This is a genomic window from Streptomyces sp. NPDC048278, from assembly GCF_040652195.1.
Classification (GTDB): Bacteria; Actinomycetota; Actinomycetes; order Streptomycetales; family Streptomycetaceae; genus Streptomyces.
Window position 1 is genome coordinate 268,567 of sequence record NZ_JBEZLP010000005.1, and the last position, 17,126, is coordinate 285,692.

Below are 17,126 nucleotides of genomic sequence, written 5' to 3' on the forward strand. Positions count from 1 at the left end.
TAGGAACGGCATTACCAGGCTCACCCGGTTGGGGCAGGATGGAGGGCATGGCGAGGAAAGAGGCGGCCGGTCTGGGCCCGACGATCCGGGCGTGGCGGGAGCGGCTGTCACCGTCGGCCGTAGGGGTGTCCGCGACCGGTCGCGCCCGCCGGGCGACCGGGCTGCGCCGCGAGGAACTGGCCGAGCTGGCCGGGGTGTCGGTCGACTACGTCGTACGGCTGGAGCAGGGCCGGGCCACGGCGCCGTCCGGGCAGGTGGTCGCCGCCCTGTGCCGTGCCCTGCGGCTGACGGCCGCCGAGCGCGAGCACCTCTACCGGATGGCCGGGCTGGTCCCGCCGGACGGCGGCCCGGTCCCCGACCACCTCCCGCCGGGTGTGCTCCGCGTGCTGGACCGGCTGGGCGGGGTGGCGGTCGGCGTGTTCACCGCGCACTGGCAGCTGCTGTGGTGGAACCCCGGCTGGGCCGCGCTGCTCGGCGACCCGGCGGCCACCCCGCCCGGGCTGCGCAACCTCGCCCGCGAACGGTTCCCGGTCGGCGCCGAGGAGGCCCGCCTCGCGTCCTGGCCGGTACGGGTGGCGAACGCCGACGGCTCCGACCTCGCGATCGTGGCCGACCTGCGCCGCGCCACCGGCCGCTTCCCGCAGGACGCCCGGCTGGCCGAGCTGGTGCGCGAACTGGCCGAGGGCAACGAGCGGTTCGCCCGGCTCTGGGCGCGGGGCACGGTCGCCGCCCACCGCACGGACCGCAAGACGGTCGAGCATCCGGGGGTGGGTCCGGTGGAGGTGGACTGCGACGTCCTGACGGACGGCGACTCGGAGCTGAAGATCGTGATCCTCTCGGCCGCGCCGGACACCGAGGGCGCGGCCCGCCTCCGCACGCTGCTGTAGCCGGGCAGGGCATGGGAACGGGCCGGAGAGCCTGCTCGTGGGTCAGGCTTCCCGGCCCGTGCTCGGGGGGCTGAGGATCAGCCCATGTGCGGGTACGCGTAGTCGGTCGGCGCGACCAGCGTCTCCTTGATCGCACGGGTCAGCGTCCAGCGCAGCAGGTTCTGCGGGGCGCCGGCCTTGTCGTTGGTGCCGGAGGCACGGCCGCCGCCGAAGGGCTGCTGGCCGACGACGGCGCCGGTCGACTTGTCGTTGATGTAGAAGTTGCCGGCCGCGTAGCGCAGCTTCTCCATCGTGTACGCGGCGGCGGCGCGGTCGTTGGAGACGACCGAGCCGGTCAGCGCGTAGTCGGACACCGACTCCATCTGGGTCAGCATCGCGTCGTACTCGTCGTCCTCGTAGACGTGCACGGCGAGGAACGGGCCGAAGTACTCGGTGCGGAAGACCTCGTTCTCCGGGTCGCTGCACACGACGACGGTCGGGCGGACGAAGTAGCCGACCGAGTCGTCGTAGGAGCCGCCGGCGACGATCTCGCAGGACGGGTCGGTCTTCGCGCGGTCGATCGCGGCCTTGTTCTTGGCGAACGCGCGGTCGTCGATCACGGCGCCGACGAAGTTCGACAGGTCGGTGACGTCACCCATGGTCAGGTAGTCGACCTCGGCGGCGAACTCCTCGCGGAAACCGTCGTTCCAGATGGACGCCGGGATGTAGGCGCGGGAGGTCGCCGAGCACTTCTGGCCCTGGTACTCGAAGGCACCCCGGGTGAGGGCGGTCTTGAGGACGGCCCGGTCGGCGCTCGGGTGGGCGACGAGGAAGTCCTTGCCGCCGGTCTCGCCGACCAGCCGCGGGTACGAGCGGTACTTCTCGATGTTGTTGCCGACCGTCTTCCACAGGTACTGGAAGGTCTTGGTGGAGCCGGTGAAGTGGATGCCGGCGAGGTCCCGGTGCTCAAGGGCGACCTTGGACACCTCGATGCCGTCGCCGGTGACGAGGTTGATGACGCCCTTGGGCAGACCCGCCTCCTCCAGCAGCTGCATCAGCAGCACGGCCGCGTGGGTCTGGGTCGGGGACGGCTTCCACACGACCACGTTGCCCATCAGGGCGGGCGCGGTCGGCAGGTTGCCCGCGATCGCGCTGAAGTTGAACGGCGTGATCGCGTAGACGAAGCCCTCCAGCGGGCGGTGGTCGAGCCGGTTCCAGACGCCCGGGGAGTTGGCCGGGGGCTGCTCGGCCAGGATCTGGCGGGCGTAGTGGACGTTGAACCGCCAGAAGTCGACCAGTTCGCAGGGCGAGTCGATCTCGGCCTGCTGGGCCGTCTTGGACTGACCGAGCATGGTGGAGGCGGCGATCGTCTCGCGCCAGGGGCCGGCGAGCAGTTCGGCGGCGCGCAGGATGATGGCGGCGCGGTCGTCGAAGGCCATCGCGCGCCAGGCGGGCGCGGCGGCGAGGGCCGCGTCGATGGCGTCCTGGGCGTCCTGCTGGGTGGCGTGCCGGCCGGTGCCGATGACGGCCTTGTGGTGGTGCGGCTGCACGACCTGGAAGGGCTCGCCGCCGCCGAGCCGCTTCTCGCCGCCGATGGTCATCGACAGCTCGATCGGGTTCTCGGCGAGCTCCTTGAGCTTCGCCTCCAGGCGGGTGCGCTCGGGCGAGCCGGGGGCATAGCCGTGCACCGGCTCGTTGACGGGGGTGGGGACCTGGGTCACAGCGTCCATGGGTTACCTCTTCCGAGTGATTCCCTGGCTTCAGCCGGAGGGGGCCGAAGCAGTTGCGTATGGTGAGCAGCGGTCAGGGCTTGACCGTCACGGACCCGCTGTGGCGAGCCGTGAGAAGCCCCTTCGGGGGCGGAGTCACGAGATCCGTAACTCCTTTCCACGGGTCTGGGTCCGGCTCAGCCGGCCGCAGGGCTGCGGCTGTTGGCCTCCGAACTCCTCGGCGACCGACAGCCGTGGCTCATCCAGCGCATCACCCCTTGCTGATCATTGAGCGGACGAAAAATCGCAGGTTGGCGGGCTTTTCGGCGAGCCTGCGCATGAAGTAGCCGTACCAGTCGGTGCCGTAGGCGGTGTAGACGCGCATCCGGTGGCCCTCGGCGGCGAGCCGCAGGTGCTCGTCGCTCCGGATGCCGTACAGCATCTGGAACTCGTACTCGTCGGGCTTGCGGCCCGCGCGCCGGGCGAGTTCCTGGGCGATGGAGATCAGGCGCGGGTCGTGGGAGCCGACCATCGGGTACCCCTCGCCCTCCATCAGAGTCCGCAGGACCCGCACGTACGCCTTGTCGATCTCGTGCTTCTGCTGGTAGGCGACCTCGGCGGGCTCCTTGTAGGCGCCCTTGACCAGGCGGACGCGGCTGCCGGCCGCGGCGAGGCGGCGGGCGTCGGCCTCGGTGCGGAAGAGGTAGGCCTGGATGACGCAGCCGGTCTGCGGGAAGTCCTTCCGCAGTTCCTCGTGGATGGCGAACATCGAGTCGAGGGTGGTGTGGTCCTCGGCGTCGAGGGTGACGGTGGTACCGATCGCGGCGGCCGCCTCGACGACCGGGCGGACGTTGGCGAGGGCCAGCTCGTGGCCGCCCGGCAGCGCCTGCCCGAACATGGACAGCTTGACCGACATCTCGACGCGCTCGCCGAGGCCGAGGTCCTTCAGCCGCCCGACGAGCGTGAGGTAGGCGTCCCGGGCGGCGGAGGCCTGCTCGGGGGTGGTGATGTCCTCGCCGACGACGTCCATCGTCAGCTCCAGGCCGCGGCCGGTGAGCTCCTCGATGACCGGGACGATGTCGGTGACCGACTCACCGGGGATGAAGCGGTCGACGACCTGCTTCGTCACCGGGGCCGCCGAGATCAGACGTCGCATCCGGTCGCTGCGCGACGCGGCGAGAATCACGGGACCCAGCACGGGGCACCTCCACAACACATGCCAGACAGCCGCGATCCGACGATTTGGATACGGCACGGGGAACCACCGTGAAAGTTAAGGATCCCTCCGATCGTGGGCCATCGACAGCTGTCACGCATCCGTGCCACGGATCTCAGACAGATGTATGAAGACGCTCGGGAATTGCGGGAGAATGCCCGGGTGACGTCGGAATTCAAGGGTGACTACCAGGAGCTGGTCGACGAGATCTCGGAGCTCCTCGGCGTCCCGGCGACCCTGGAGAACCGCGACTTCGAGCTGATCGCCTTCGGGGCGTACGACAGTGAGGGCGACCTCGATCCGTCGGCGCTCGACCCGGTCCGCACCCGCTCGATCCTGACCCGGCGTTCGACGGCGGCGGTCCGCACCTGGTTCGAGGGCTTCGGCATCACCCGGGCGACCGGACCGGTCCGGATCCCGCCGACCCCCGAAGCCGGCGTGTACCGGGGGCGGATCTGTCTGCCGGTACGCCATCGGGGGGTCGTCCTCGGCTATGTGTGGCTGCTCGACTCGGATCCGGGTCCGACGGACGCCCAGCTGGCCGCCGCCCTGGGGGTGGCGGCGCGGATCGGGGCGCTGCTCGCGGACGAGGCGCAGGCGGGGGCGGGGCTCGGCCGGGAGCTGCGGGCGGTGCTGGTCGCGGAGGGCGGCTGGCAGCGGGACATGGCGGTGGCCGAACTCCGCACGGCCCTCGGCACCCGCGCGGACGCCCCGCACACCCTGGTCTGCGTCGCCCCCTGGCCGTCCGCCGACCCGGACGACGCGCCGTCCCCGCGCACCGTCCCGCACGCCACCGCGCTGTGCGCGCTGCCCTGGGGGGCGACCGGCCACAGCCTCGCCGTCCTGGTCCGGCTGCGCAGCACCGACACGGCCACGCCCGCCCTGACGGCCGCCGCCCGGCTGCTCAGGGATGCGGAGGAGGCCCGTGCGGCGGCGGCGCGCGGCGCCGGGGCGCGGACGGCGGCGGCCGTCGCCGCGGGGCTCGCGGGACCGGTCCCGGCGGCGCAGGGCTGCGCCGCCGGGGTGGGCGGGGCCAGGACCGGGCTGGCCGAGCTGGGCGCGGTCTGGCGGGAGGCGTCGGCGGCGGCCCGGGCCTCACTGGCGGAGCCGCGGTTCGGTCCGGTCGCGCAGTGGGCGGACATCGGCCCGTACCGCCTGCTGACCGCGCTGCCGCCGCAGGCCCCGCAGGACCCGGCCGTGGCCCCGCTGCTCACCCCCGCCCACCACGAACTGGCCCGCACCGCGGAGGTCTACCTCGACCACGCCGGCCAGGCGGGCCGCACGGCCACCGCACTCGGCATCCACCGGCAGACCCTGTACTACCGCCTGTCCCGCGTCGAACAGCTCACGGGTCTCGACCTGGACGACGGCGAGGACCGCCTGCTGCTGCACATGGCACTGAAGGGCGCCCGGCTCGCCTGAGGAGCGCCTTTCGGTGCCCTGCGCGGATGCCGGTCGGCGTATGCTCCGCGTGTTCTGTATACGTGTTCGCATGCGTGTTCCGCGTACGTGTTCTGCACAGGTGTTCACATCAAGGATGTCGGCGGGGGCGGACATGGGTGATTCGGGTCCGGGCATACGGCAGGGCGAGGCGGCCGAGCCGTCGCCTGCGGCGGGGACCGAGGCGCGCGGCCGGAGCCGGCCGGGGCGCCGGGCCGCCGCGCTGGGGATCGGCGCACTCGCCCTCGCGGGGTGCGCCTCCGGGGCCGTCTGGCTCTTCCGGGACGACCTGCCGCACCCGCTGGGCGACGACCGGGCCTGCGCCGGGAGCGAGCAGCGGCTGCCGGAGCGGATCCTCGTCCACGGCACACCGATCCCCTCCGACGCCGCCGACGTCCACTACTTCACCCGGAACGGCAGGGCCGTCCTGTCCTTCCGGAGCGGCCTGCTCTCCGGCTTCCTGCGCGGCGCGGGCATCGTGCCGGCGGGCGCGGACCTGTTCGACAAGCGGCACGGCGGCGTCGGCGTGGCGGGCGAGCCGTACAAGCTTCCCGACGGCCTGTGCGGACCCGCCCTGCAGAGTCCCGTCTGGTACTACCGCCCCGCCGACGGCGTCCGGGTCACCGTCGAGCGGTCGCCGCTGTACGACGACGCGCTCCGGTTCCCGGCCCGCGCCGTGCTGACGTACCCGCTCGGCTGACCCGCGCGCCGGCGGCTCCGCCGCGTCAACTCCGGTTCGCGGCCTCGACGATCTGCCGCAGCCCCTCGGTGAGCGCGTCGCCGTCGGGTGCGGTCTTCGGGTCGAAGGTCCATGCCGAGATCAGGCCGGACATCAGGGTCATGTAGAAGCGGCCGAGGGTGTCGGCGGTCTCGTCGGAGACCTCCTCCTCCGGTACGCCCATCATCAGCGAGGTCAGTCCACGGCCGCCCTCGCGCTGGGCGCGCGCCAACTGGTCGCGCACCTCCGGCAGCTGATCGCCCATCGCCATGATCTCCACGCTGAGCCGCCACATCGTGCCGGGCTCGCGCATGCTGCCGACGATGTTCGTCCAGACCTCTCGGAAGCGTTCGAGGGAGCCGGGCGCCCCGGTCAGCCCCCCGTCGCCGCCCTCGAAGGACAGCTCCTCCACCAGCGCGATGTAGGCCTGGGCGAGCAGCGCGTCCTTGGAGCCGTAGTGGTAGCCGATGGAGGCGAGGTTGGTCCCCGACTCCTTGACGATGTCGCGCGCCGTGGTCCGCGCGAACCCCTTCTCCAGCAGGCAGCGCTTGGCGCCTTCGAGCAGATCCTCACGGTGTCCCATGCGGCCACCCTACCCCGGGATCCATACAGCCGTCCTAGACGCATGACTTATACAATCGTTCTAGACAACCGTTTAAGACGCCCGTACATTCCTTGGCATGACGAACCCGACGAGCACGAACATGAGCACGACCACAGGCACACCCGAGACCAACTCCCTTGCCGGGCGCCGCGAATGGACGGCGCTCGGCGTGCTGATGCTGCCGCTGCTGCTGGTCTCCATGGACGTCTCCGTCCTCTACTTCGCCCTCCCGGCGATCGGCGCGGACCTGGCGCCGAGCGGCACCCAGCAGCTGTGGATCCTCGACATCTACGGCTTCGTCCTGGCCGGCCTGCTGATGACGATGGGCGCGCTGGGCGACCGCATCGGCCGCCGCCGCCTGCTGCTGTTCGGCGCCGCGGCCTTCGGCGGCGCCTCGCTGCTCGCCGCCTACGCGGACAGCGCCGGAACCCTGATCGCCGCCCGCGCGGTCCTCGGCATCGGCGGCGCGACCCTGATGCCGTCGACGATGGCGCTGCTGCGCACGATGTTCACCGACCCGGGCCAGCGCGCGAAGGCGATCGGCCTGTGGTCAGGCGTGATGACGGGCGGGATCGCGCTCGGCTCGGTGATGAGCGGGATCCTCGTCGAGCACTTCTGGTGGGGCTCGGTCTTCCTGGTCAACCTCCCGGCGATGGCCCTGCTCCTGCTCGTCGGCCCGTTCCTGCTCCCGGAGTCCCGGAACCCCTCCCCCGGCCGCTTCGACTGGCTGAGCGTCCCGCTCTCGATGGCCGCCGTGCTCCCCGTGATCTACGGCGTCAAGGAGATCCCCTCCGAGGGCTGGCACCCGCTGTACGTCGTCTCGGTCGCCGTCGGCCTGCTCTTCGCCGCCCTCTTCGTCCACCGCCAGCGCACCACCGGCTCCCCGCTGGTCCCGCCGGCCCTGCTGAAGGGCGGCGGCTTCGCCCCGGCGCTGGTCCTGAACCTGGTCGCCTCGCTCGCGATGATGGGCTCGGCGATCTTCACCACCCAGTACCTCCAGTCGGTCCTCGGGATGAGCCCGCTTTCGGCGGCGCTGTGGAGTCTGCTGCCCTCGGTGTTCATCGGGGCCGCGGGGCCGCTCACCGCGCAGCTGGTGCAGCGGGGTGCCGACCGCGGGTACGTCGTCGCCGGCGGCTTCGCGGCCATGGCGGCCGGGTTCGTGCTGCTCGCCCTGGTCGGTACCGACTCGCTGTGGCTGGTGCTGACCGGTGCCGGCGTCCTCGCCTGCGGGATGGTCGCGATCATGTCCCAGCTGACCGACCTCGCGATGACCGCCGCGCCGGTGGAACGGGCCGGGACGGCGTCCTCGCTGCTGGAGACGGCTTCGGAGTTCGGCGGTGCGCTCGGCATGGCCGTGCTGGGCTCGATCGGCACGGCGCTCTACCGCCACGAGATGCCGGCCACGGCCCCGGCCGGCGCCCGCGAGACCCTGGGCGGCGCCCTGGCCACGGCGAGCCGGCTGCCGGGGCCCGCGGCAGAGACCCTGACCCGCACCGCACGGGAGGCGTTCACCGGCGGGATGCAGGGGGCGGCGATCGCGGGGGCGGTGCTGCTGACGCTGGCCGCGGTGGGGGCGGGGATGACGCTCCGGAAGCCCGGTGAGTAGCAGAACATGCGAACGGCGGGCGGGCTGACCTGCGTCAGCCCGCCCGCCGTTCGCAGCAGTGACGGTTACACCAGGTTCACCGAACGAGCCGACGTGGCCCCGATCTCCGCCTCGACCTCGGCCAGCACGCCGGCGGCCACCGTGTCGTCGACGGTCAGGACGGCCAGCGCCTCGCCGCCCACCGCCGCACGGGCGACCTGCATGCCGGCGATGTTGATCCCGGCCTCACCCAGGATGCGGCCGACGGTGCCGACGACACCCGGCCGGTCCTCGTACCGCAGCACCAGCAGGTGGTCGGCGATCGCGAGGTCGACGTCGTAGTCGCCGACCGCGACGATCTTCTGGAGGTTCTTCGGGCCGGACAGCGTGCCGGAGACCGAGATCTCCTCGCCGTTGCCGAGGGTGCCGCGGACGGTGACGACGTTGCGGTGGTCGCTCGACTCGGAGCTGGTGGTGAGGCGTACCTCGACACCGCGCTCCTGCGCGAACAGCGGCGCGTTGACGTACGACACCGTCTCGTCGACGACGTCCTCGAAGACGCCCTTGAGCGCGGAGAGTTCCAGCACCTTCACGTCGTGCTGGGTGATCTCGCCGTAGACCTCGACGTCGAGGCGGACCGCGACCTCACCCGCGAGCGCGGTGAAGATGCGGCCGAGGCGCTCGGCGAGGGGCAGGCCCGGCTTGACGTCCTCGGCGATGACCCCGCCCTGGACGTTGACCGCGTCCGGGACCAGCTCGCCGGCGAGGGCGAGGCGGACGGAGCGGGCGACGGCGATGCCCGCCTTCTCCTGGGCCTCGTCGGTGGAGGCGCCGAGGTGCGGGGTGCAGACGACCTGGTCGAGCTCGAACAGCGGGGAGTCGGTGCACGGCTCCTTGCTGTAGACGTCGAGGCCGGCGCCGGCGACCCGGCCCTCCTTCAGCGCCGCGTACAGCGCCTCCTCGTCGACGATGCCACCGCGCGCGGCGTTGACGATCCGCACCGACGGCTTGACCTTGCGCAGCGCCTCGTCGCCGATCAGACCGACCGTCTCCGGGGTCTTCGGGAGGTGCACGGTGATGAAGTCGGCGACTTCGAGCAGCTCGTCCAGGGACAGCACCTTCACGCCCATCTGGGCGGCGCGGGCGGGCTGGATGTAGGGGTCGTAGGCGACGACCTTCATGCCGAAGGCGGACATGCGCTGCGCGACCAGGGCGCCGATGCGGCCGAGGCCGACGACACCGAGGGTCTTCTCGGCGAGCTCGACGCCCGTGTACTTGCTGCGCTTCCACTCGCCGTTCTTCAGCGCGGCGTTGGCCTGCGGGATGTGGCGGGCGCTGGAGATGAGGAGACCGCAGGCCAGTTCGGCGGCGGTCACGATGTTGGAGGTCGGGGCGTTGACGACCATCACGCCGGCCTTGGTGGCGGCGGAGACGTCGACGTTGTCCAGGCCGACGCCGGCTCGTGCGACGACCTTCAGCTTCTTCGCCGCGGCGATGGCCTCGGCGTCGACCTTGGTGGCGGAGCGGATCAGGATCGCGTCCACGTCGGCGATGGCGGGGAGCAGTTCGGCTCGGTCTGCTCCGTTGGTGTGCCGGATCTCGAAGTCCGGGCCCAGCGCGTCGACGGTGGCGGGCGACAGCTCTTCAGCGATGAGTACGACAGGTTTCGAGCTCACGTGAGTCCTCACATGTCCAATGCGGACGGCCGTCCCGACGGCCGCAGGCGGTGGAGGTTGGCTACCGCGTGGAGACGCACGACGCTGTGGGCCTGACGCGTATGTAGTACGGCAGTGTAGTGGCGTGGCAGGAGTCGTCCTGCGCCTCCGCGGAAGGATCACCCGTCCGAGATTCGACGGGGCGGACAACAGGGCCGGGGCGGCTCGCCCCGGCCCTGTCACCTGGGGCTCACGCGTCTTCGTTCACCCAGGACATCAGCTTGCGCAGCTGCTTGCCGGTGGTCTCCAGCAGGTGCTCGGAGTCCTGCTTCTTGTACTCGTTGTACTTCTTCAGACCGCCGTGGTACTCGTCCATCCAGTTGTTGGCGAAGGTGCCGTCCTGGATCTCGGCGAGGATCTGCTTCATCTCGGCCTTGGTGGCGTCGGTGATGATCCGCGGGCCGGTGACGTAGTCGCCCCACTCGGCGGTCTCGGAGACCGACCAGCGCATCTTCTCCAGGCCGCCCTCGTACATCAGGTCGACGATGAGCTTCAGCTCGTGCAGGCACTCGAAGTAGGCGATCTCCGGCTGGTAGCCGGCCTCGACCAGGGTCTCGAAACCGGCCTTGACCAGGGCGGAGGTGCCACCGCAGAGGACGGCCTGCTCACCGAACAGGTCGGTCTCGGTCTCCTCGGTGAAGGTCGTCTTGATGACGCCGGCGCGGGTGCCGCCGATGCCCTTCGCGTACGACAGGGCCAGCGCGAAGCCGTTGCCCGTGGCGTCCTGCTCGACGGCCACGATGCAGGGCACGCCGCGGCCCTCCTCGTACTGACGGCGGACCAGGTGGCCCGGGCCCTTGGGGGCGACCATGCAGACGTCGACGCCGGCCGGGGGCTTGATGAAGCCGAAGCGGATGTTCAGGCCGTGGCCGAAGAACAGGGCGTCGCCGTCGTTCAGGTTCGGGGCGATGGACTCCTCGTAGACCTGGGCCTGGATCGGGTCCGGGACGAGGATCATGATGACGTCGGCCTCGGCGGCGGCCTCGGCCGGGGTCACCACGCGCAGGCCCTGCTCCTCGGCCTTCGCCTTGGACTTGGAGCCCTCGTGCAGACCGACACGCACGTCGACACCCGAGTCGCGCAGCGACAGCGCGTGGGCGTGACCCTGGCTGCCGTAGCCGATGACCGCGACCTTGCGGCCCTGGATGATGGACAGGTCGGCGTCGGCGTCGTAGAACAGCTCGGCCACTTTGGGTTCTCTCCTTGTGTGCAGGTGTTGCGTCCCACCGTATGCCGGTGGAGGGAGGGGAAGTTTCGGGGTCTCGGTATACGGGCGGCCGGTGGGCCGTGGACGGATCGCCGGCCACCCGTGTCAGGCCTTGCTCAAGCCTTACGCAGATCGGTCCAGGGCGCGCAGCGACCGGTCGGTGATCGAACGGGCCCCGCGCCCGATCGCGATGGTGCCGGACTGGACCAGTTCCTTGATGCCGAACGGCTCCAGCATCTTGAGCATGGCGGTCAGCTTCTCGCTGCTGCCGGTGGCCTCGATGGTGACGGCCTCCGGGGAGACGTCGACGGTCTTGGCCCGGAACAGCTGGACGATCTCGACGATCTGGGAGCGCGTCTCGTTGTCGGCGCGCACCTTCACCAGAACGAGTTCCCGCTGAACGGCCGAACCCGGCTCCAGTTCGACGATCTTGAGCACCTCGACGAGCTTGTTGAGCTGCTTGGTGACCTGCTCCAGGGGCAGCGCCTCGACGCTCACCACGATCGTGATGCGGGAGATGTCGGCGTGCTCGGTGACCCCGACGGCGAGCGAGTCGATGTTGAAGCCGCGGCGGGAGAACAGGGCGGCGATCCGGGCGAGGATGCCCGGCTTGTTCTCCACCAGGACGGAGAGCGTGTGCTTGGACATATTCTTCTGCGTCTCTCTCTTACGTCTCTCGCTCAGTCGTCTTCGTTGTCGCCGAAGTCGGGGCGGACGTCCCGGGCGGCCATGATCTCGTCGTTGGAGGTGCCGGCGGCGACCATCGGCCACACCATGGCGTCCTCGTGGACGATGAAGTCGACGACGACGGGGCGGTCGTTGATGGAGTTCGCCTCTTCGATGGCCTTGTCGAGGTCGTCCGGGGACTCGCAGCGGATCGCGTGGCAGCCCATGGCCTCCGACAGCTTGACGAAGTCGGGGACCCGGGTGCCGCGGGCGTCCGGGTTGACGTCGTCGGGCCCGGAGTGCAGCACCGTGTTGGAGTACCGCTGGTTGTAGAAGAGGGTCTGCCACTGGCGGACCATCCCGAGGGCGCCGTTGTTGATGATGGCGACCTTGATCGGGATGTTGTTCAGGGCGCAGGTGGTGAGTTCCTGGTTGGTCATCTGGAAGCAGCCGTCGCCGTCGATCGCCCAGACGGTCCTGCCCGGCTGGCCGGCCTTGGCGCCCATGGCGGCCGGGACCGCGTAGCCCATGGTTCCGGCGCCGCCGGAGTTCAGCCAGGTGGCGGGCTTCTCGTACTGGACGTAGTGCGCGGCCCACATCTGGTGCTGGCCGACGCCCGCCGTGAAGACGGTGCCCTCCGGGGCGAGCTGTCCGATGCGCTCGATGACCTGCTGCGGGGAGAGCGAGCCGTTCTCCGGCAGGTCGTAGCCGAGCGGGTAGGTCTCGCGCCAGCGGCTCAGGTCCTTCCACCAGGCGGTGTAGTCGCCCTTCTGGCCCTCGCTGTGCTCCTTCTGCACCGCCTGGATCAGGTCGGCGATGACCTCGCGGGCGTCACCGACGATCGGCACGTCGGCGACGCGGTTCTTGCCGATCTCCGCGGGGTCGATGTCGGCGTGGACGATCTTGGCGTGCGGGGCGAAGCTGTCCAGCTTGCCGGTGACGCGGTCGTCGAAGCGGGCTCCGAGGGCGACGATCAGGTCGGCCTTCTGCAGCGCGGTGACGGCGGTGACCGCACCGTGCATGCCCGGCATTCCCACGTGCAGCGGGTGGCTGTCGGGGAACGCGCCGAGCGCCATCAGGGTGGTGGTGACGGGCGCTCCGGTGAGTTCGGCGAGGACCTTCAGCTCGGCGGTGGCGCCGGCCTTGATGACACCGCCGCCGACGTAGAGGACGGGCCGCTTCGCGGCGGTGATCAGCTTGGCGGCCTCGCGGATCTGCTTGGCGTGCGGCTTGGTCACCGGGCGGTAGCCGGGCAGGTCCATGACCGGCGGCCAGGAGAAGGTGGTCTTCGCCTGGAGGATGTCCTTGGGAATGTCCACGAGCACCGGGCCCGGACGGCCGGTGGAGGCGATGTGGAACGCCTGCGCGATGATCCGCGGGATGTCCTCGGCCTTGGTGACCAGGAAGCTGTGCTTGGTGATCGGCATGGTGATGCCGACGATGTCCGCCTCCTGGAAGGCGTCCGTGCCGATCGCCGCGGAGACCACCTGGCCGGTGATCGCCACGAGCGGCACCGAGTCCATGTTCGCGTCCGCGATCGGCGTCACCAGGTTGGTGGCACCGGGTCCCGAGGTCGCCATGCAGACGCCGACCTTGCCGGTGGCCTGCGCGTAGCCGGTGGCCGCGTGTCCGGCGCCCTGCTCGTGCCGGCACAGGACGTGGCGCACCCGGGTGGAGTCCATCAGCGGGTCGTAGGCGGGCAGGATCGTGCCGCCGGGGATGCCGAATACCGTGTCAGCGCCGACCTCCTCAAGCGAGCGGATGAGGGACTTCGCACCCGTGACGTGCTCGACGGGGGCGGGCTGCTGTCCTCCGGAACGGGGCCGCGGCTGCGGATGGTGGGCCGCGGCGCTCTGCTCGGTCATCGGCATTCTCTTCTCGATGCTGAGGGTTTTTGCGAGGTTCGTACGGTTTTCTGCTGCCGTACGCATGCTGTACGGGTGGTGCTGGTGCAACAAAAAACCCCTCGTGCCAAAAGGCAAGCGAGGGGAGCGCGCCGGTGAGGTCGCTGGGGATTCCGGATCGTCCTCCGGTGGGTCCCAGCTCAGCCGACGCGCTGTCCAAGTACGAGAATTCGGGTGCGCATGGAACTGACCCTCCCTCCGACGCGCACCACGTGTCAAGTGGGTGGGACGGGAGTCTCATTATGTGAGCGTAGGCCACTTCCGCCTCCGAGCACGGCCGGTACACCACCGGTGTACACCCCCGCGCCGCCGCCCGCGAAGGCGGGCTCGGCCGGGGCGTGCGGAACCGGATAGTGGCCGGAACCGAGCGCCCGGCGCAACCGGTACTCGTCGACCGGCCCGGAGAAGGCCATGCCCATCCCGTGCGTGCACCCCATCGCGCGGAGCGCCGTGACCTGCTCGGGCAGGTCCACGCCCTCGGCCACGGACTCCAGGCCGAGGTCGGAGGCGATCCGCAGCAGCCCGCTGGTGATCTTGTGCAGCCGGGCCGACTCGACCACCCCCTCGACCAGGCTGCGGTCGAGCTTGAGCACGTCGACGGGGAGCTTGCGGAGGGCCGTGATCGCCGCGTAGCCGCTGCCGAAGCCGTCAAGGGCGATCCGGACACCGTGCCGGCTGAGCGCCGTCAGCCGCCGCTCCAGCTCGTCCAGCGGGACCCTCGGGTCGGTGTCGGACAGCTCCAGGAGCAGCGCCCCCGAGGGCAGCCCGTGCCGGGTGAGCAGGGCCTCCACGGAGCCGAGCGGCGAGGACCGGTCGAGCAGCCGCCGGGCGGACGTCCGGACGGCGACCGGTACCACGAGCCCGCTCGCGGCCCGTTCGGCGGCCTGCTCGACCGCCTCCTGGAGGATCCAGCGGTCCAGCTCGGCCGTCTTGTCGCTGTCCTCGGCGACCCGCAGGAACTCGGCCGGGGTGAACAGCACGCCCTGCGAGGAGCGCCAGCGGGCCTGCGCGGAGACCGATTCGATCCGGCCGCTGTCCAGGCTCACCACCGGCTGGTGGAGCAGCGCGAACTCGCCGTCGTGCAGGGCGGCCCGCAACCGGGTGGCCAGTTCCGCCTTGCGTACGACGTCCTGCTGCATCTGCGGCTTGTACAGCTTGACGCGGCCTTTCCCGGCCGACTTGGCACGGTACATCGCCAGGTCGGCGTTGCGCAGCAACTCGCCCGCGCCGAGGCCCGGTTCGGCGAAGGCGACGCCGATGGACGCGTTGACACGGACATCGTTGCCGTCAATGGCGTACGGCTGGGAGAGGGTCACCCTGAGGCGGTCGGCGAGCTCCAGGATGTGCCGCTCCCGGGCACTGCGGTCACGGGTGCCGTCGCCGACGATCAGCGCCGCGAACTCGTCACCGCCCAGCCGGGACGCGGTGTCGCCGTGGCGGACCGCGTCCTGGAGTCTGCGGGCGGCCTGGACGAGCAGTTCGTCCCCGGCCTGGTGCCCGATCGTGTCGTTGACGGCCTTGAACCCGTCCAGGTCGATGAAGAGCACCGCCGTGTTCCGGAGGGCGGGGCCCCGGTCGGAGGAGCGGCGGCCGGACAGGGCCTGCTGGACGCGCCGGGTGAACAGGGCGCGGTTGGGCAGGTCGGTGAGCGGGTCGTGCTCGGCGTTGTGCTGGAGCTGCGCCTGTAGGCGCACCCTTTCGGTGACGTCCCGGCTGTTGAAGATGAGGCCGCCGTGGTGGCGGTTGACGGTGGACTCGACGTTGAGCCAGCCGCCCTCGCCGGAGCGGAACCGGCACTCGATGCGGGTGGTGGGTTCCTCCTGGGAGCTGGCGGCGAGGAAGCGGCGCACCTCGTGCACCACACAGCCCAGATCCTCGGGGTGGATGAGGTTGGCCAGTTCCGAACCCACCAGGTCCTCGGCGGACCGGCCGTAGACCCCGGCGGCGGCCGGGGAGACGTAGCGGAGCATGCCGCTGGGCGCGGCAATCATGATGACGTCGCTCGATCCCTGCACCAGGGAGCGGAAGTGGTTCTCCTGCTGCGCCAGTTCCTGGGTGAGGGTGATGTTGTCGAGCAGCATGATGCCCTGGCGCACGACGAGCGCGAGGACCACGCAGCCGGCGGTGATCAGGACGACGTGGTCGGGGCTGCGGCCGTTGAGGACGTTGTAGAGGATGCCCAGGGTGCACACGGCGGCGGCCAGGTACGGGGTGAGCGCGGCCAGGGAGCCGGTGATCGGGCGGCCCGCCGGGTACCGGCTGTGATCACCGCCCGGGGCGGGCGCCGGCGGCTGCTTGGCCGCCGGGGCACGGCCGCCGGGCACGTGCTCGTGGACCACCCGCGTGTGTCCCTCGGGATCCTGCGCGCCCGGCGGCCGGGGGGCGGCCCAGGGGGCGTAGGCGAGCAGCAGCGAGCCGGCGAACCAGCCCGCGTCCAGCAGCTGGCCGGAGCGGTAACTGCTGTGCAGCAGCGGCGAGGTGAACAGGGCGTCGCACATCACGGTCAGGGCGAGGGCGCCGATCGCGGTGTTCACCGCGGTGCGGTTGCCGGGCGAGCGCCGGAAGTGCAGGGCGAGCACCATGCTGACCAGGGCGATGTCCAGCAGCGGGTAGGCCAGCGAGAGCGCGGTGTGCGCGACGCTGGGCCCGTCGAACCGGGCGGCCTGGGCGAGCGCGAGGCTCCACGACAGGGTGAGCAGCGAGCCGCCGATCAGCCAGGCGTCCAGTGCCAGGCAGATCCAGCCGGCCTTGGTCACCGGCCGCTTGGCCAGCACCAGCAGGCCGACGATGGCGGGCGGCGCGAAGCAGAGGAAGAACAGGTCGGCGTAGCTGGGGCTGGGCACGGGCCGCTGGAGCACGACCTCGTACCACCCCCAGACCGCGTTGCCCAGGGCCGCCATCGCCGAGGAGAGGGCGAACAGCAGCCAGGCGGGTCGAAAGCGGACCCGCGGGGAGCGGGCGTAGAAGAAGCACGACACGGCGGCGGTGCCGGCGGCTGCGGTCAGACCGAAGTCGCCCATGAACAGGGCGATCTGGTTCGAGCCCCAGTCGAGCGCGGAACCGACGGCGTATCCCGCACAGATCAGGGCCAGGACGAGTTGGCGGACCATACCGGTCCCGCCGCCGGTGGCCGGCGGCCGGGGGTGCGGCATCCCCGCCGGAGACTGCGCCCGCAGCGCTCCGGGGAGGGTGGTCGTCACGGGCGTCGGCGCTGTCACCGGATGCTCCCGGTCTGCGCCGCTCCCGGGTCCCGTGGGCCCCGGTGCGCTGGGTGAGCGTGCCTCCTGCGTCCGCTGTGCCTGCGGTGGTGGTGATGGCTGGTGTGATGGCCGCGCCTGCGCGCAGCCGTGCGCCAGGGTCGCCGCCGGCGGCTCCGCCGCGTCGGATCGTTCGTCCATAGGCCGTGCATCGCCCGTCGCCCCCCTCACAAATCTGAAATGTCCATCCCCGGCGCCGTACGGTGCGCGGCGCAGCCCCTTCCCGGACGATACACCAG

The 17,126-nt window shown here is 71.2% G+C and carries 12 protein-coding genes; 4 read left to right on the forward strand and 8 right to left on the reverse strand.

Annotated features, from left to right (window positions below; genetic code table 11):
• Window positions 1–38: 38 nt before the first annotated feature.
• On the forward strand, window positions 39–887 hold the full coding sequence (locus AB0D74_RS11975; protein WP_362583696.1) for a helix-turn-helix transcriptional regulator: 849 nt from the start codon (window positions 39–41) through the stop codon (window positions 885–887).
• 77 nt (window positions 888–964) lie between these two features.
• Here the strand turns inward: AB0D74_RS11975 and pruA are convergent, their stop codons facing one another.
• Window positions 965–2,596: an L-glutamate gamma-semialdehyde dehydrogenase gene (pruA, locus tag AB0D74_RS11980; RefSeq protein WP_362583699.1), complete on the reverse strand. Its 1,632-nt coding sequence runs from the start codon at window positions 2,594–2,596 to the stop codon at window positions 965–967.
• 250 nt (window positions 2,597–2,846) lie between these two features.
• On the reverse strand, window positions 2,847–3,773 hold the full coding sequence (locus tag AB0D74_RS11985) for a proline dehydrogenase family protein (RefSeq protein WP_362583702.1): 927 nt from the start codon (window positions 3,771–3,773) through the stop codon (window positions 2,847–2,849).
• A gap of 141 nt (window positions 3,774–3,914) precedes the next feature.
• Between AB0D74_RS11985 and AB0D74_RS11990 the strand changes: the two genes are divergently transcribed.
• Complete coding sequence (locus AB0D74_RS11990; RefSeq protein WP_362583704.1) at window positions 3,915–5,213, forward strand: helix-turn-helix domain-containing protein; 1,299 nt, start codon at window positions 3,915–3,917, stop codon at window positions 5,211–5,213.
• Between the two features lie 133 nt (window positions 5,214–5,346).
• Window positions 5,347–5,931 (forward strand): hypothetical protein, encoded by a 585-nt coding sequence (locus AB0D74_RS11995; RefSeq protein ID WP_362583707.1) that lies wholly within the window; start codon window positions 5,347–5,349, stop codon window positions 5,929–5,931.
• A gap of 25 nt (window positions 5,932–5,956) precedes the next feature.
• Here the strand turns inward: AB0D74_RS11995 and AB0D74_RS12000 are convergent, their stop codons facing one another.
• Entirely contained in the window at window positions 5,957–6,532 is a 576-nt protein-coding gene (locus AB0D74_RS12000) for a TetR/AcrR family transcriptional regulator (protein ID WP_362583710.1), read from the reverse strand.
• Window positions 6,533–6,629: 97 nt separating this feature from the next.
• Here AB0D74_RS12000 and AB0D74_RS12005 point away from each other — a divergent pair, with 97 nt between their 5' ends.
• The gene (locus tag AB0D74_RS12005; protein WP_362583713.1) at window positions 6,630–8,159 is read left to right on the forward strand and encodes an MFS transporter; all 1,530 of its coding nucleotides are present in this window, start codon (window positions 6,630–6,632) and stop codon (window positions 8,157–8,159) included.
• Between the two features lie 65 nt (window positions 8,160–8,224).
• Here AB0D74_RS12005 and serA read toward each other — a convergent pair whose 3' ends face one another.
• The 5 genes from serA to AB0D74_RS12030 all read right to left on the reverse strand — a co-directional run bounded on the left by serA (window position 8,225) and on the right by AB0D74_RS12030 (window position 16,848).
• Entirely contained in the window at window positions 8,225–9,814 is a 1,590-nt protein-coding gene (gene serA / locus AB0D74_RS12010) for a phosphoglycerate dehydrogenase (RefSeq protein ID WP_362583716.1), read from the reverse strand.
• A 229-nt stretch (window positions 9,815–10,043) separates the two neighbouring features.
• A complete protein-coding gene (gene ilvC, locus AB0D74_RS12015) occupies window positions 10,044–11,042 on the reverse strand; it encodes a ketol-acid reductoisomerase (protein ID WP_089098583.1) in 999 nt (332 codons plus the stop codon).
• Window positions 11,043–11,183: 141 nt separating this feature from the next.
• A complete protein-coding gene (ilvN, locus tag AB0D74_RS12020) occupies window positions 11,184–11,708 on the reverse strand; it encodes an acetolactate synthase small subunit (protein WP_046726929.1) in 525 nt (174 codons plus the stop codon).
• Between the two features lie 32 nt (window positions 11,709–11,740).
• A complete protein-coding gene (locus AB0D74_RS12025; RefSeq protein WP_362583722.1) occupies window positions 11,741–13,591 on the reverse strand; it encodes an acetolactate synthase large subunit in 1,851 nt (616 codons plus the stop codon).
• Between the two features lie 254 nt (window positions 13,592–13,845).
• Complete coding sequence (locus AB0D74_RS12030) at window positions 13,846–16,848, reverse strand: EAL domain-containing protein (protein ID WP_362583725.1); 3,003 nt, start codon at window positions 16,846–16,848, stop codon at window positions 13,846–13,848.
• Between the last annotated feature and the right edge of the window lie 278 nt (window positions 16,849–17,126).

Coding starts and splice junctions, on each gene's coding strand:
- pruA (WP_362583699.1), bottom strand. CDS start 2,596: ATGGACGCTGTGACCCAGGTCCCCACCCCCGTCAACGAGCCGGTGCAC.
- AB0D74_RS12000 (WP_362583710.1), bottom strand. CDS start 6,532: ATGGGACACCGTGAGGATCTGCTCGAAGGCGCCAAGCGCTGCCTGCTG.
- AB0D74_RS11990 (WP_362583704.1), top strand. CDS start 3,915: ATGTATGAAGACGCTCGGGAATTGCGGGAGAATGCCCGGGTGACGTCG.
- AB0D74_RS12005 (WP_362583713.1), top strand. CDS start 6,630: ATGACGAACCCGACGAGCACGAACATGAGCACGACCACAGGCACACCC.
- AB0D74_RS12025 (WP_362583722.1), bottom strand. CDS start 13,591: ATGACCGAGCAGAGCGCCGCGGCCCACCATCCGCAGCCGCGGCCCCGT.
- ilvN (WP_046726929.1), bottom strand. CDS start 11,708: ATGTCCAAGCACACGCTCTCCGTCCTGGTGGAGAACAAGCCGGGCATC.
- AB0D74_RS11995 (WP_362583707.1), top strand. CDS start 5,347: ATGGGTGATTCGGGTCCGGGCATACGGCAGGGCGAGGCGGCCGAGCCG.
- AB0D74_RS11975 (WP_362583696.1), top strand. CDS start 39: ATGGAGGGCATGGCGAGGAAAGAGGCGGCCGGTCTGGGCCCGACGATC.